Below are 16811 nucleotides of genomic sequence, written 5' to 3'. Positions count from 1 at the left end.
CTTAATTCACCTTTTTGACAGTTTCAATCGGTTTTGAGGAGAGAGAGGCGCCGAGAGAGGCGATAATAATCGCTAAAATCCCCCCAAGTTGTACCGTAGAGAGAACCTCACTCAAGATAATAAATCCAAAGATAGCAGCAATGGCGGGTTCTAAACTGGTTAATGTCCCAAATGTTTTTGCCGGCATTCGGGTCAGCGCCATCATCTCAAGTGCGTAGGGGAGTGCCGATGTTAAGACGGCAACGGCGATCGCCATCGGCAGATATTGAGGTGCAAAAATGGAGAATCCTCCGCTCGCAATACCGATGGGAACATAGATAATGGCAGCAATTGCCGCTCCGATACCAACAGTTGCCGTTCCGTAGTAGTTCCCCGCTTTTTGACCAAAAACAATATAGAGTGCCCAACAGACACCTGCTGTTAATGCATAGAAGACTCCTAGCAGATCGATTGAGCTACTATCTTGAAAAGGGATGAGTGCTAATAATCCGAGGACGACTAAGCCGATCCAGAGAAAATCAATTTTTCTGCGTGAAGCAAAGAGAGCAACAGCTAAAGGGCCGGTAAATTCTAATCCTACCGCGATTCCAAGAGGAATAGTTTTAATTGATTGATAGAAGAGAAAATTCATCGTTCCCAGAGTGATCCCATAGTAGAGCAGATAGCGACGATATCCCACCTGCAATTTCCGCTTCCAGGGCTTGAAGATGATCAGCAAAATGATTGCGCTAAATCCTAGGCGATAAGCAGTAACCGCTTCTACGCCTACCAAAGGAAAGAGCTGTTTTGCTAATGTTGCGCCCCCTTGGATCGAGATCATTGCCGCAAAGAGGCAGAGGAGCGGAAGAAGAAAACCACGGTTTGAATGAATCATAATAATATCAGATCGTTATAGGGGTTAAAGAGAGATCATCAACAGATGTTAATGGGGGCTAATTGTATCATGATGGGACTATTTTTGGCGCAACAAAGTCATTTGAATCTGATCTGAGGATTATTTATTTTTAACCCATATTTTTTAATGTAGATTTTGAATGTCTATTTTTAACTTTTTTCCGTGGTAGGAGTGTCAATGCCATTCCACCAAAGATCGCAATAATGCCGATCCACTGCTCGGGAGAAGGGAAGAATCCTGTGATAAAGATATCCATCAAAATTGCAACGAGGGGATCGAGAAAGACAAGAAGTGCGATCGTTTCTGTCTTCAGTGAGCGGATAGAATCGAAGAAGAGATAGAAGACAATGCCGGTATGGACAAAGCCTGTAATAAGGATATAGAACCAGTTAAGAGAGGTTAAATTTTCAAAGAGAGAGAAATCGATAAAGGGGGCTAATAGCAGGGCGCCAAAGAGTACCTGAATAGTGGTGATGGCGTAGGAGCTCGCATATTTAAAGCCTTTGCCGGTTAAGGTTAAGAGGGCATAGAAAAGTGCTGAGAGAAGTCCATAGATTAAACCTTTACTGAAAAAGTCGGCAACTGATTCTGTTTGATTGATCTCTGCAATTGCTAGGGTGCCGATAAAGCAGATAATAATGGCCGATAGCGGAATGAGGGTGAGTCGCTCTTTATAGATAAATGCCCCTAGAATCATCACAATGACTGGCGCAAGGTGGTAGATGGAGATCGCAACCGTTACGCCACTCTCTTCAATTGCTTTGAAGAAGTAGACCCAATTGAGGATCAAGAAGATGCCGCAGATTAAGATCTTGATAACCTCTTTAGGAATCCAGCGTTCTCGGCGTAGTTGGCCTGTCAGCCACCAAAAGAGCCCCAAAAAGAGGCAAGCACAGATGCAACGAATAAAAACAAGTTCGAGCGCCGGGATACCGCTTCGCTGGGAAAAGAAGCCAACAGATCCAAAAAGGATCATGGCGATCGACATCTTTGTTAATGCCGAGCGATTATTGAGTGCCGGCGTTAGGGTGTTCTCCATCATAATAAAACTCTTCGGTGTAGATAGCTGAAATAGGGTGGGCTGATGGTAGTGAAGCCTGATTTTGTCAAAAGCTTATCACTTCTCTCTTTATCTTTATAATTATGCCTCTCGTTCATGGTATGGGCGAAGTCATAATCTATTGACACTTTGTAAGAGTCGATCGATTAAATGGGGTGTAATATCGATACCGCTCTCTACTATATCAAAGTCAAAAATATCAAAGTTAAAATTTGTCTGTTATTTTCCTCCTCTTTTTTCCTATCTCTCTCTCTTATATCTCTCTTATATTTTCTTATCTCTTCTGCCCTCTTTTTTATACCTATCTCCTTTTGCTTCTTAGTCAAGAAGTGAAGGATTAGCTTATGGTAAAATAGCGTCCCAGATTATAACGGGGCAGAATCAATCTATTATCAAAATTATTGATCAATGAGTAGGAGCGCATCATGAATCACCGCTATGAGGATCTGATTGAGATTTTCAATAACACTTTTTTGGAGAGTGAAAATACCATCTTAGTCAAAGGGGATGATGAGCCGATCTATCTGCCGGCAGATGCAAATTCTCCTCATCATCGAATTATTTTCGCCCATGGCTTCTTTCAGAGCGCGCTTCATGAGATTGCCCACTGGTGTATTGCCGGTCGGGAGCGACGACAGTTGGTCGATTTTGGTTATTGGTATTGCCCCGATGGCCGGGATGAAGCGACCCAAGCTCAATTTGAAACGCATGAGATTCGCCCTCAAGCCTTAGAGTGGCTCTTTTCACAAGCTTGTGGTCGTCAATTTTCTGTCAGCTGTGATAACCTTGCCGGCGATTTTGAGCCTGATCGCCTTCAATTTCAGCAGCGAGTTCAGCAGGAAGTGATTAAGATGCTCAATGAAGGAATTCCCCCGCGTGGAGAACAATTGATAGTGGCACTACAACACTTTTATCAAACACCTCCATTAAGAGAAGCTGATTTTCCCTATCCCGAGACGATTTGGGATCTTTAGAGAAAGTTTCAGTAAGGGGTAGAGATATCTGCCTGCGCAACAGAGATTTAAAGAAGATTTAAAGAGGATTTAAAGAGGCGATAGGAGAAACAATGGAAGAGATTAGACAGCCGATTAAGCAATGGGATGAGAGAGAGGATCGATTGCGTGAAGATATCGAAGCAACTTTGAAGCCTGAAGATAAGCTATTGCTCGTTCTTTCCGATTCTCATGGTGATCTTAGCAGTGTGGTTGATATTATTACCCGATGGGAGAATCGAATCTCAGCAGTGCTCTTTTTAGGCGATGGTGCCGAGGAACTTTTAGAGGCAGCATATATCTTTCCTGATCTGCCATTTTATGGCGTTAGCGGTAATAATGATCCCCATATAGCACCGAATAGTCGCCTTAATTTTCCTTTAGAGAATGTAGTAGAGATTGCCGGGAGACGAATCTATCTGACTCATGGTCATATCGCTAGCTATCGCGAAGTTGAAGCTACGGTCATTAAGAGAGCTAAAATCAATCATGCTGATATTGCGCTTCATGGTCATCTCCATATTCCGGCAGCTAAAGAGATTGAGGGGATTCAACTCTTTAGTCCCGGTGCGATTCGCTATCCACGTGGGGGTTCTCAGAGAGGATATCTTCTTCTAAAAGTAGATGCAGAGCGCAGAGTGGAAGAGTACTTTTTCACCTTGAGGAAATAGAGGCCAATAGCGGGGGATAGAGCGTGTTAATCGATGGTTTTTCGCGAGTATTTAAGATCGATCTTAATCTTATAAGGTTCCTTATAAGGGATCTCAAAAGGGGTTCTTAAAATACCCCCTCTTCTTTTTTGAAAAAGAGGACGCAAATGAGAGAGATCTTTCAGAGAGTCTGATTAGTTTATAGCAACTAATAGTAGAGAAATAGTGGAGAGATAGTTTTGAATTGATCGATAATTAGCTGATTGTAGAGACTTTAAATTGATTGCCGGAAAGATTGTAGGCAGTAAAAAAGAATTTGTTCAAGGGAAATATTTTTAAATTTTTTGAGAGCGATAGGAACCTTTGAAAGGGGCTATCATTACTATCTTTTACCACTTTTCAAGTGGATGATCGAGGATAAAACGGGCAAGTCTTCAGCTTACGATTAAGTGATAAGAGTGGTATAGTAGTCTCTCAAATTTATCTTGAGTTTTTCTCATCATTTATTCCCATCGTTTATTAATGAGTCAAGCAATTGTTGAACAAATTTCCATCTCTCATCATCAGGTCGGAGGCGGGAATTTTTTGCTTTTTAGTGATGAGAAAAATTTAAAATTTCAAATTGACATAGGGTGCTGAGATGATTAATTACGTAGTTAAAAGTAATGGCGAACGAGAGAAGTTCGATGCCGATAAACTCAATAAATGGGCTGAATTTGCTGCTCATTATGAGGTTGATTGGAGTGCGATCGCTTTAGAAGCTTACCGTAAATGTTATGACGGTTGCACAACGCTAGAACTACATAAGGCGATGATTGACGCTTGTGTTGAACGTGAGGATCATCAGCACCTAAAGATGGCAGGTCGCCTTTTAATTGGAACGATCTATAAAGAAGCTTTTGGCGGTTTTAAAAAGATTCCAACGCTTCCTGAGTTTTATGATCATATGGTGGCGCTTAACCATTGGGAAGCGATGGATTACACCCGTGAAGAGCTAGAGGCATTGGAAGAGATTATCGATCACAATATCGATATTAACTACAACTATACAACGCTTCGTCAGATGAAAGATCGTTACTTGATCAGCAATCGTGTAACAGGACTCTGCCTAGAGTCACCTCAATTTATGTTTATGGGCATGGCGATGCAAAATATGCAGAACCAACCCCGTGAACGCCGTATGGAAGATATTAAGAAACTCTATCGTTATCTGAATGAGTTAAAGATCAATACGCCTACGCCGATGTTGATCAATATGCGTACTCCCCATAAAGGCTATGCTTCATGCTGTGTCTATACCACGGCAGATAATGTGAAGAGCTTAGCGGTGGGTGACCATATTGCCTATATGATGACCTGTGCTTCAGCGGGAATCGGTTCCCATCTTTTAACCCGTTCGAAAGGTGATCCGGTGAAAGAGGGGCGCGTTGTGCATCAAGGGAAATTACCCTATTATCGGATGATTCAATCGGCAGTACATGCCAATATGCAAGCATCTCGTGGTGGTTCAGCAACGGTCTACTTCAATGTGTTAGATCCTGAAATTTTCGACCTTTTAGTCTTGAAAAATCCAACAACTATCACGCAAAAACGTATTCGTGATATCGACTATGCGATGTTAGTGAATCGTTACTTTGTTGAGAAAGTGGCGCGTAATGAAGATTGGATGTTAGTAAGTCTGCTCCATGCACCAAAACTTTATGAGCTCTTCTATAGTGAAAATTATGAAGCGTTTAAAGAAGAATATGAGCGTGTCTTAGCAGATGATTCTATCGAAAAGACATTGGTTAAAGCGCGTGATATTGCGATTAAATCATTAACAGAAGCGGCAGAAACAGGGCGTATCTATCTCACCTATATTGATGAGATGAATCGTCATACTCCATTTAAAGATACAATCTACTCTTCAAATCTCTGTCTTGAGATCGCACTGCCGACAAAACCTTATACTGGCATGCCTGATCTCTACTCAAGCGACCCTGAAGGGGAGATCGGTCTCTGTTCGCTCGCTTCAATAGTGGTAGGGCGCGTCTCGGAAGAGGAGTATGAAGATGTTGCTTACTACTGCGCCTTGATGATTGATAATGTTATTGAGATTATGGAGTATCCATTTGCATCACTTGAGACAACGGCAAAAGCACGTCGTTCAATTGGTGTAGGGATCACAAACCTTGCGCATGAGATGGCACTTCAAAAATTGAGCTACGCTTCAAAAGAGGGTAAAAACTACATTCACTTTATTGCTGAGCGTCACTCCTATTTCCTCCATAAAGCAAGCTTACGCTTAGCAGAAGAGAAGGGGAATGCTGCATGGATTGATCGTACGAAGTATCCGGAAGGTTGGTTGCCGATCGATACCTACAATCGTAATGTCGACAGTGTGCATACGCAGCCATTAGTGTATGATTGGGAGAGCCTTCGCCAAGGAATTATTGCGCAGGGAGGGATTCGTCACTCGGTATTAGAAGCGATGATGCCGGTGGAATCTAGCTCACAATTGACAAATACTACAAATGGACTCTATCCCATTCGTAACTTGAAAGTGATGAAGACCTCAGGAACAGGAAAGAATCTTCTACTCGCTCCTGATATGGATGAGTTAGCGCCTTACTACGATATCGCTTGGAATCTCGATTCTAAAGATCTTATCGAAATGTATGCCATCATTCAGAAATTTACAGGGCAAGCGATTAGTGCTGACCTCTACCTCAATTTACAAAATCAGCAGACGATTTCGAGCAGACAGCTCCTCTCTGACTTTATCTATATGATGAAGTTAGGTTGTAAGACCCGCTACTATCTCAATAGTGCTTCAGGCATTGTCCATGAAGGGTATGAGAAGGTAGAGGATCAGAGTTGCGCCGGCGGAGCATGCACACTTTAATTGAATAATCGACGAAGTCCTGCAAATTTCGTCGTTTTACTGGAGAAAGTTTATGCAAGATATATCAATATTTAATCAGAAGAATGATAACTGGCAAACAGGTCAGTACCCACTCTTTTTAGGTGAACCTTTAGCACTTTATGATTCGATCAATACGCCATATCCGCGTCTATTTGATCTCTATAAGTTGCAAAAATCGATGGATTGGACTGAAGATGAGGTCAATCTTGAACAATCTCGCATGGACCTCCTAAACTGTTCTAAGAACAACTATGATATCATGGTCAAGACGCTCGCATTCCAATGGGAGCTTGACTCTGTCGCATCAAGAACGATTGCGCCACTCTTTGCGCCGTTTGTGACAAACTCTGAGCTTTGGGTGATGCTCTCAAAACAGTCGGAGATGGAGAATCTTCACGCATTGACCTATTCTGAGATTATTCGTCAATGTATCTCTGATCCTCAAGAGGTCTTTAAAGAGGTGATGCGTAATGATGAAGTTCTTAACCGCTCTACAACGGTGATCGATTGTTTTGATACGTTAGATCGTTATGGTGCGCTCTATAAGTTAGGGAAAATTGATCGTGACTCAAGAGAGTTAAAATCTGTCATTCTTCGTGCTTTTATTGCGCTCTACTGCTTAGAAAAAATTGAGTTTATGAGCTCATTTGCTTGTACTTTTGCACTCGCTGAGCAAAATATCTTCCAAGGTATTGCGAAACTCGTTCAGAAGATTGCCCAAGATGAGCAGGTTCACGTGATGATGGATGAGGCAGTTTTAGAGATCCTCTTTAAAGATCCTGAGTGGGTTGAGCTTCTTCATGAGAATAAGGATGCTGTCTATGAGATCATTAAATCAGTGATCGATCAGGAGTTTGATTGGAATCGTTATCTCTTTAGTGAAGGGCGTTCGATCGTAGGGCTCAATGAGATGCTTCTAAATGAGTGGGTTCTTTGGAATGCTCAAGATCTCTATCAATTCCTCGGGTTAGAAAACCCGTATAAGCGTGTTGAGAAGAATCCGCTCTCCTGGATGGATAACTGGTTCGATCTTAATAAAACGCAAAATGCGAACCAAGAGATGGATAATACCAACTATCGTCTCAATAGCGTAATGGATGATGCGGAAGATGAGATTTTTGATATCTAAATATAAATAGATATCTCTAAATAGATGTCTAAATTTTGATATCTATCTATTTTTATCTATCATTAGTTGGAAGATCCTAATTTAATGATTAGGATCTTTTTTATTGCTGCTTCTTATTGTTGCCTTTGTTGTTACGTTTGTTGTTATTATTTTTTTTGTTGTCATTGCTAGATACTCTAATACTCTATGGGGCATTTCTATTATTGATTGATGTGGCACTGAAATATCTATTGCGTAGGATCGCATATTCTTCTATTCTATGAAGGTGATCTCTTGAGATCACTTCTTTTATTTGGGGCGATTTCCTAATTGCGGCCCTTACATTTCAGCTAAAAAGGATAGAAAATGACAAAACATCATATTCATTTTGATATGCAAAATATCGATTCTGAACAAAACAATCAATCAGTTGAGCATCAACGCGGTCAGAAACAAAATTATAATAACAATAATGTCAATAATGATAAGAATAACAATAGATCAGACAGAAAAGATGCTTTAGAGCGAGGGAATGCTCACCATTTTGCCTCTGATCCCCATCTTAGAGAGACCGATTCTAAGCAGATCGATTTTGATCAAATAGCGGTACATCAATATCAGTTACAAGCCTCTCCTTATCAGCTCTTTCTACAATGCGTTCCTGCATCAGGGCGCATCGGTATCTGGTTGAGAGATAATCCCGCAACAGACTTAAATAGTGCTACTGATCAGGGCTATAAAGTAGATAGAGAAAATCAGCGATCGAAATTACTCGGCTACTACTCTTGGGAGGAGCAATGTTGGTATCATCAAAACAAAGATATCAGACTCTCAAGTGCCGCATTAATAGAGATTGAGGCATATGCTTCAGGTTATGCATTACGAAGAAGTGCTGACTTTTCTACAAAAAGAACATTAGCCCATTACTTAAGCCATTATGCGGGTTATACCCTCTAGATTAGAGAAAAAGAGAGACATTTATAGAGTGTGCCGGCGACTCTTTGAGGAGAGTCGCTTTTTTATGAGGATTCATTAGAAGAATATGGCTCTTTACAGTCATGGTGAAATGAGTAAAGAGTCATCAATAATCTTAAATAAAATCACATTTCATCTCTATTTCCCCTATGATAGTACGGTACGTTTATATCTAAGAATGCTCTTAAGGGCTGGAGGAATAACAACAATGGAATATTACACAAATGAGTGGTCAATAGAGAAGGCATTAGCGCTCTTTGAAAAACCACTTTTTGAGTTACTTTTTGAAGCACAGAGAGTTCATCGTCAAAATTTTGATCCTACAAAGGTTCAAGTAAGTACATTGCTCTCAATTAAGACGGGAAATTGTTCAGAAGATTGTAAATATTGCGCACAGAGCGTTCGTTACGATACAGGATTAGAGCCAGAGAAGTTACTAGAGGTTGAGAAGGTTATTAATGAAGCGAAAGCGGCAAAAGAGACGGGCGCAAGCCGTTTCTGTATGGGGGCTGCTTGGCGTAATCCTAAAGCTCGCGATATGCCGATGATTAAGATGATGATCGAAGGGGTTAAATCTCTTGGATTAGAGACCTGTATGACGCTTGGGCATCTCAATGCTGAGCAGGCTGAAGAATTAGCGGATGCTGGCTTAGATTACTACAATCATAATCTCGATACTTCTCCTGAATATTATGCGAGTGTTGTCACAACACATAGCTATCAACATCGTCTTGATACGCTCGATTATGTGCGTGATGCCGGCATTAAGGTCTGTTCAGGGGGAATTATCGGATTAGGTGAGTCTGTCCGTGATAGAGCTTCACTTTTAGTCCAGTTAGCGAATATGGGAACGCCACCAGAGAGTGTTCCGATCAATCGCCTTATTCCAATTGCCGGAACGCCTTTTGAAGAGAATAAGCGAGTCGATGACTTTGATTTTTTAAGAACGATAGCAGTAGCACGTATTATGATGCCGAAATCGATGGTGCGTCTCTCTGCTGGTCGCGAAACGATGAGCGAAGAGCTGCAAGCGCTCTGTTTCATGGCGGGTGCTAACTCCATTTTTTATGGTGATAAGCTCTTAACAACGCCAAATGCGGATCAAATTACCGATAAGGAGCTCTTTGAGAAGCTCGATATTACGGCAACGCACGATCCTTATAAACCAGGGCATAATCCCCATACGGCAAAAAATGATCTAGAAGAGTCGGTCAAAAAAGCTGCCGTAACGGCTTAATATCTTAACCATTAAGTTTCGTGATATTATCGACTGATACTGAAAACCCCCTTTAAGTGATCACTTAAAGGGGGTTCTTTATAAAGCCTCTCTTTTTCTCTTTTTCTCATTTTCTCCTGATCCTAATCCTAAATCCTAATCTTAAGGATCAATGAGAATTTTAGATGAGAGCTCTATTGGTGAGTTTTTTGTGACTTCTATTACTTTTCACACTCAACAGGTTCACCTGTTAAAGCATCTTCTTTTGCTTCGACAAACTCTTGTGCCATAAAGCCGCGATAGGAGTCATCCATAATCTCCATCCAAGGCTTTGGTAGGGCAGAAGCTAATGTGCCGGTAATTGTTGAGCTATAGCTCTTATTACGGAAGCCCATAATATCTTCCTTCTTATCTTCTTGCCATGACTTGAGGATTAATCCCTGCTCATGTACATGGAAGTCAGGATAATCTGTATCTTTAAGCAGTTCTTCAATATAGGATGCTTGATAATCGATAAATTCATGGTCTGTTGAGAGCTTCTCTAAACGATCGATCCATTTCTGGCTATCTTTGCGCATCTCCTCTTTTGAAGGAAGTTTTTGCGTTCCCATAATCATGTCGCGTACAGTCCATGCTTGAGTATCAAACATGTTGAAGGTGTAGTACTGATTCTGCATTCCCACATAGAACATTTTGGGGTTATCGATCAGGCAGACACCTTTATAGAGATTCTCAGGATAGATACTCTCTTTTGCAACTAAGCGAACATTATCATGTAAGAATGGGAAGTTGAACTTAAAGCCTGTACAGAGAATGACAGAGTCGATCTTCTTCTTTGTGCCATCTTTAAAGTGTGCAACATCATCATCCATTCTTTCAAGAAGGGGAACTTCAGTAAAACCTTCAGGCCAATCATGACCGATAGGATTGGTACGATAGCTAAAGGTGATCGATTTAGCACCATATTTGTAACATTGTGTACCGATATCTTCAGCAGAGTAGCTACTACCGATAATTAAGACATCCTGGCCCTTAAATTCACGGGCATCTCTAAACTCATGAGAGTGAAGGACACGACCAGAACTCATCGATAAACCATCAAATCTTGGGATATTCGGCGTAGAGAAGTGACCTGTTGCACAGACAACATAATCAAACTCTTCTGTAATTAACTTATTCTGATTATGATCCATGACAGAAACAGTAAACTTCTCTGTCTCTTCATTATATTCAACCCAACGCACCGCATGATTGAAACGGATATATTGACGAACATTGTTCTTCTCAACACGCGAGATTACATACTCTTTCAATACCGCTCTTGGGACATAGGATGGAATCGGCTCTTTGAAATGATCATCAAATGTGTAGTCACCAAACTCGAGTGCTTCTTTAGGTGCGTTGATCCACAAGAATCGATACATACTGCCATGTACGGGCTCTCCGTTACGGTCTGTACAGGTTTCCCAATTGTAGCGCCACATACCGCCCCAATCTTCCTGTTTTTCATAACAGACAATTTCAGGAATCTCTGTTCCTTGGTCACGTAATGTTTGGAAAGCTCTTAATTGTGCAAGTCCGCTTGGGCCTGCGCCTAATACTGCAATTCTAGTTTGTTGATTCATAAATACCTTTCTACGTTTGCCAATAACGCTTATAACAGTATCGAAAAATAAAACTTGATACAATATTGACAATTCTTGAAAAACGCTGTATTAAAACGCACTCTTTAGGGGTCATCTTAAAAGTAACCGTTTTTATTAACTTCTGTTCGCTCAGCGCATGCTTGAAATGCTTTTCGACCATTTTAAGAGGAAGAGCCATAGGCGCTTTAAGGCGATAGCTATGGGGAGTGAGCCTCTATTGAGAAAAGAGAAGAGATCTTTGTGTAGTTATATTGTAGTTTTCAGCTATAAAAAATAAAAGAGAGGCTTCAATCAAGGGAAAACGGCAATTGATTAAATATTGATCAATGGTGATTTTTTTATCATTTAGTGAAGATTAAGAAGATCTCAAATGGCGATTTATCGGCCTTTTGCCAAAATTATTTACAATTAGTTGTGTGCTAAAAGGGGAAAAAGAGACAAGAGAAGGGAAGAAAAGTGGTTGAAATGTATCTAGGTGATAAAAAGTAGTGAGCCATTTTCTCTCAATAGTGGGAGGTTAACCTTCTATAAATATTACTATGTGTTGAAATTGTAGGAAAATTTTAGGAAGGTGTTGCAGGTATGATAACCGCTCTATCGCTATAAAATGCTATAGAGCGGTATTGATTGCTTCAACGCCTATTAGATATTCTCTGTTAAGAGGATTGGCCAGCCATTTTTACGGGCATTAGTAATAATCGCACGATTGAGGGCAGTTCTTGCAAGAAGATAATATTTAGCAGCATTTGGGGCCATCTCCACAACAACTTGATAGCTTGTTGTTGTGCCGGAGAGCAGCTGCCGTAGATAGAAGGTGATATTTTTAACGCCATTTGGTAATCCCTCTTCATATTGCGCAAATTCAGATTTGATGGCATTGACCATACTCTCTTCAATTTCAACGAATGTGAGAGGGGATTCAGGATTAGGCTCCTCCATCGTAAAGTTGAGCGTTAAGCTATATCCTCTGGATAGATTGCTAAATTTGAGCTTATAGAATTCCGCAGTCGGCATCACAATCGTTGAGCCATCATGATCGAGATAGATCGATTCTGGAGTCTGTCTTAATACTTTGATGATCCGTTTATCAGGAAGAAGTAAGATGTCATTTTTTCGACTCGGGAACCAGAGCTCATCGGTGATTGTTTCGCGAGAATAGAATTTATCGAGGAGATCGATGGTGACACGCACCGTACCATTATCGAGTAGTGGATTGGTGAGATAGACATAATTGAGGCTGATCTTTTTAATCTCCCATGGAATATCGCCATAGATAATTCTTTCACCTTCTCGTGCCTGCCCAAGGTTGAGGAAGATCCGTAATTTTTGCAGATAGAGTGGAAATTTTGCCCTAAAGCTGACAACGAGCATCAAGAGAGCGAAGACCACAATTCCAAAGAGCATGAGATTCCCACTCGTATGGAGAATAACAAGAAAGATCGTTAAGGTGAGAAGGAAGTTTGCCGCTTGCAGTAAAAGCATCATAAAGCGCCATTTAAAATCGAGGGTTCGTTTTCGATCGCGCTGTTGGTAGTTGGAGTAGAGCAGAATAATCTGCCTAAAGAGATAGTAGAAGATGAGTGATGCGGCTGAAGCGATCACAATCGTGATCCCTTCCTCTGTAATAAAATGCCAGAGATTATCCCAAAGTTTGACTAAAAAGGGGCGATTATCGGTGAGATCTTGTAACTTAAGATCTACAATATTTTTCTGATGCTCTAAAGATTTGATCCTATCGGTCCATTGCTCTTCGATCTTGGTAATCGCCGCGAGTGATTTGGGATTGAGATCCTCTCGATCGATACTCTGTAGGGTATTGAGTCCAAATTGAGCAAGTTCAATCTTTTTTGCCAGCTCACGTGTATCTTCAATGAGGAGATCTTTTGTTCGCGCTTTTTCAGTTGCACGTTGCATCTGTGCAAAGAAGGGTTGCAAAATCTGTAATACTTCCTGTTGCCAATCATAATTGATCTGTGTTTCTGTTTCCGGCGCTATCTCAGGTTCATTAAAGAGGGAGAGATCAATTCCTCCAAGAGCTGTCTGCTCGAAGAGTGCATTAAATTCTTTCTGTTGATGCATCAAGGTTTGGAGGCGTTGATTGAGATCTGCTACCTCCTCTTCAGAGAGCGCTCTATCTTTAAGCTGCTTTTGGAGAGCTTTCTTACGCTCAATAATATCATCGAGTTTGAGCTCAATATCGTTGAGTTTTTCTGTCCGCTCTTCTAAGGGGGTATCTTCCGCCATCGAGAGGGAAGTCGCCATTGAAAAGAGGAGAAGAAGGGTGAAGAAGAGGGTACGGATTTTGAAATGGATGGTCATATATTTATCCCTATTGCATAATCTTTGCGAGCTGCGCACTTCCACATTAAGTGAAGGGACTCATCAGGTCAATAGCCCCATCTTATCAGCCTTATGATTATGTTGTTGTGAATAATATATTAAGGATTGATTTTGCACTCTTTTAATTGATCGTAGTGATATTTTTATTGGAGTTATTATCTTAACTGTTTTGACTTTATCGATAGCCTTTGTTGATCCTCTATTTGATATATTAATTATTTTTAACTTAAAGCGCATATTGAAATAGATCATATATTGAATGAGTTACTTAAATAGTAGTTAGCAGCAATAGTTGCGTTCCTTCCAGGGGAAGTATTTATAAGCTTCCTATACGGCAGTTAACGTATGTGCGAACCAGCTTCTAAGATCGCTAGATTTCTAAGCTGCCTATACGGCAGTTAACGGTATTAAAATTGGCTAGAGCTGAATTTTGTATTTCTAAGCTGCCTATACGGCAGTTAACAATCTGATACAGATCTCACGAAGTAAGACTCTTTTCTAAGCTGCCTATACGGCAGTTAACACACTGACGGAAATTTGAGGGGAAAAGATAAGTTTCTAAGCTGCCTATACGGCAGTTAACTTTAGAGCAAGTAGCAGAGCAAGAAGCAAGAATTTCTAAGCTGCCTATACGGCAGTTAACCACCAGCACACCCAACATCTTCAACAACCTCATTTCTAAGCTGCCTATACGGCAGTTAACATCATATCGAGTGGATACAACGGAACGCCTAATTTCTAAGCTGCCTATACGGCAGTTAACTGGTTGTAAGTGGAGAGATTAAAGATCGGCAATTTCTAAGCTGCCTATACGGCAGTTAACAGACAGAATACATTTGGGAATTGGATAGCTATTTTCTAAGCTACCTATACGGCAGTTAACGAGATCAAGCTGAATTGTGTAGGCGATGCGATTTTCTAAGCTACCTATACGGCAGTTAACTAGCTTGCATCGATCTTTTGGAACACTTTGCATTTCTAAGCTACCTATACGGCAGTTAACCCATTGCCTCTTTAGACCTACCTACCATTTCATTTCTAAGCTACCTATACGGCAGTTAACAAAACGATTGGGGCAAGTCGATTTAGAGACAGTTTCTAAGCTACCTATACGGCAGTTAACGATTCTAAGAGAAAGCGCATCGACAAAAAATCTTTCTAAGCTACCTATACGGCAGTTAACGCAATCAGAGAACGGCGATTTTAACTTCAAATCTTCTAAGCTACCTATACGGCAGTTAACGCTGTTGCTTTGATTTCTGAATATGGCAATGGCTTCTAAGCTACCTATACGGCAGTTAACGGACGTTTTTGCGCGTACGAGATACACCGAAACTTCTAAGCTGCCTATACGGCAGTTAACCAATAGATTTAAGTCTTAAAAGGGCTGAGTATTCTAAGTTTAAGGTGGTTTTGCCTTTAAAAACCTATTATCTCCTCATATTTCATAACTTATTGATTTATTGCTAAGTTTTTAAAGAACATAAAATAAAGGTCAAAAAAGAATTAACGCGTTAAAATCATATTAATCCCCCTCTGTAAAGAGATTTTTACTACTTTTGTGAAGAGTAGTGGTGATAAGAATCTCACCCTTTATTGAAGCTCAATTCACAATGAGTCGTGGGTTAGGCGACTCATCGATTGATGATATTTATTGGCCGGTTTGTCCGCGATGACGCAGGGCATGATCGAGTAGGGTAATCGCTAACATCGCTTCTGCAATGGGGGTTGCGCGAATACCGACGCATGGATCGTGTCGCCCTTTGGTGATGACTGATGTCTCATTGCCATCAATATCTACAGTTCTTCCTTCTAAACGAAGGCTTGAGGTAGGTTTTAAGGCGATATGGGTAATGATAGGTTGCCCTGATGAGATTCCGCCGAGGATTCCACCGGCATGATTAGAGAGGAATCCATCAGCTGTGATCTCATCTCTAAATTCGGTACCAAGCGCTTCTACAGCGGCAAATCCATCACCAATTTCAACCCCTTTTACGGCATTAATCCCCATCATGGCATGTGCAATATCGGCATCTAAGCGATCAAATACCGGCTCTCCTAAACCGACAGGAGGGTTCTCGGCAATAACGGTGACTTTCGCGCCAATAGAATTTCCAGATTTGCGGAGTTGATCCATATAGTTTTCTAGCTCGGTCATATCCTCTAAGCAAGGCCAGAAGAAGGGATTTCCTTCCGCTTCAATGGCCGCCTTTTGGAACTGACTTGGTTTGATCGGCCCCAATTGTGAGAGATAACCATAAATTTCCGTTCCATAAAGTTTTTTCAGCACAGCTTTTGCAATTGCACCGGCAGCGACACGAATGGCTGTTTCCCGCGCACTAGAGCGCCCACCACCGCGATAATCACGTACGCCATATTTATGGTGATAAGTATAATCAGCATGACCAGGTCTAAAGAGATCTTTAATATCGTTATAATCTTTCGAGCGTTGATCCTCATTCTCAATGAGTAGGGCGATAGAGGTTCCCGTACTTTTACCATCAAAAACACCAGAGAGAATAGAGACTCGATCTGCTTCTCTGCGTTGAGTTGTATGGCGTGATTGTCCTGGTTTACGGCGATCAAGATCGACTTGTAACATCTCTTCATTAATTTCGATTCCTGGAGGGCAACCATCAACAATCGCAACTAATGCTTTTCCATGACTCTCTCCTGCGGTTGTGACACAAAATAATTTTCCGATGCTATTGCCCGACATATACTTTCTCTCCCTTGTCGATATGAGATTAACTGCTTATTTCTTTATTGTTGCATTTCATTTATTTGCTGGATTTATTTTGAATCGCTCTCGATTCAGTCCATTGAGCAGAATAGCACCTTTTTAGAGTTGTCGCACCCTTCTGTTTTTCTTCTTGAGAGCACTCTTAATTGCCGAAAAAGGTTTGTCGCTTTTTTATCTACTTTCTATAAAGAATTGCTAGAAAGAATTTTAAAGAATCTTAAAGGATCTACAAAGGAGAGTATCTATAGAAGCGAGTGGGGTGCATAAAAAAGAGGTCCATA

11 protein-coding genes and 1 CRISPR repeat array are annotated in these 16811 nt (G+C 41.0%); of the genes, 6 read left to right on the top strand and 5 right to left on the bottom strand.

The genetic code is table 11. The features are described 5' to 3' along the window. Window position 1: 1 nt before the first annotated feature. Together rhtA and AC0SAP_RS02585 are read right to left on the bottom strand one after the other, a co-directional pair. Window positions 2-874 carry a threonine/homoserine exporter RhtA gene (gene rhtA, locus AC0SAP_RS02590; RefSeq protein ID WP_473382774.1) on the bottom strand — a complete coding sequence of 291 codons (873 nt, stop codon included), beginning with the start codon at window positions 872-874 and terminating at the stop codon, window positions 2-4. Window positions 875-1004: 130 nt separating this feature from the next. Further along, window positions 1005-1937, bottom strand: a complete 933-nt coding sequence (locus AC0SAP_RS02585) for a DMT family transporter (RefSeq protein ID WP_473382773.1) — start codon at window positions 1935-1937, stop codon at window positions 1005-1007. A 443-nt stretch (window positions 1938-2380) separates the two neighbouring features. Between AC0SAP_RS02585 and AC0SAP_RS02580 the strand changes: the two genes are divergently transcribed. From AC0SAP_RS02580 to bioB, 6 genes are all read left to right on the top strand, one after another. Then, window positions 2381-2929: an elongation factor P hydroxylase gene (locus tag AC0SAP_RS02580; protein ID WP_473382771.1), complete on the top strand. Its 549-nt coding sequence runs from the start codon at window positions 2381-2383 to the stop codon at window positions 2927-2929. A 92-nt stretch (window positions 2930-3021) separates the two neighbouring features. After that, window positions 3022-3618, top strand: a complete 597-nt coding sequence (locus AC0SAP_RS02575) for a YfcE family phosphodiesterase (protein WP_473382770.1) — start codon at window positions 3022-3024, stop codon at window positions 3616-3618. A 619-nt stretch (window positions 3619-4237) separates the two neighbouring features. Next, a complete protein-coding gene (locus tag AC0SAP_RS02570; RefSeq protein ID WP_109235710.1) occupies window positions 4238-6481 on the top strand; it encodes a ribonucleoside-diphosphate reductase subunit alpha in 2244 nt (747 codons plus the stop codon). A 52-nt stretch (window positions 6482-6533) separates the two neighbouring features. Next, window positions 6534-7631, top strand: a complete 1098-nt coding sequence (locus tag AC0SAP_RS02565; protein ID WP_473382768.1) for a ribonucleotide-diphosphate reductase subunit beta — start codon at window positions 6534-6536, stop codon at window positions 7629-7631. Between the two features lie 345 nt (window positions 7632-7976). Further along, window positions 7977-8567: a hypothetical protein gene (locus tag AC0SAP_RS02560; protein WP_473382767.1), complete on the top strand. Its 591-nt coding sequence runs from the start codon at window positions 7977-7979 to the stop codon at window positions 8565-8567. Window positions 8568-8793: 226 nt separating this feature from the next. Then, the gene (bioB, locus tag AC0SAP_RS02555; protein ID WP_473382765.1) at window positions 8794-9822 is read left to right on the top strand and encodes a biotin synthase BioB; all 1029 of its coding nucleotides are present in this window, start codon (window positions 8794-8796) and stop codon (window positions 9820-9822) included. Between the two features lie 200 nt (window positions 9823-10022). Here the strand turns inward: bioB and AC0SAP_RS02550 are convergent, their stop codons facing one another. From AC0SAP_RS02550 to aroC, 3 genes are all read right to left on the bottom strand, one after another. Next, window positions 10023-11426, bottom strand: coding sequence for an NAD(P)-binding domain-containing protein (locus AC0SAP_RS02550; RefSeq protein ID WP_473382763.1), 1404 nt, complete (start codon window positions 11424-11426; stop codon window positions 10023-10025). A gap of 663 nt (window positions 11427-12089) precedes the next feature. Continuing rightward, on the bottom strand, window positions 12090-13766 hold the full coding sequence (locus AC0SAP_RS02545; protein WP_473382762.1) for a hypothetical protein: 1677 nt from the start codon (window positions 13764-13766) through the stop codon (window positions 12090-12092). Window positions 13767-14101: 335 nt separating this feature from the next. Continuing rightward, window positions 14102-15150: direct repeats of the CRISPR family, unit length 29 nt; unit sequence ATTTCTAAGCTGCCTATACGGCAGTTAAC. 288 nt (window positions 15151-15438) lie between these two features. Next, window positions 15439-16506, bottom strand: coding sequence for a chorismate synthase (gene aroC, locus AC0SAP_RS02540; RefSeq protein WP_473382761.1), 1068 nt, complete (start codon window positions 16504-16506; stop codon window positions 15439-15441). Window positions 16507-16811: the final 305 nt, after the last annotated feature.

Source organism: Ignatzschineria sp. PL_is040, assembly GCF_055813795.1.
The sequence above is the reverse complement of the archived record's forward strand: the minus strand, read 5'-3'. Positions and strand labels throughout refer to the sequence as shown.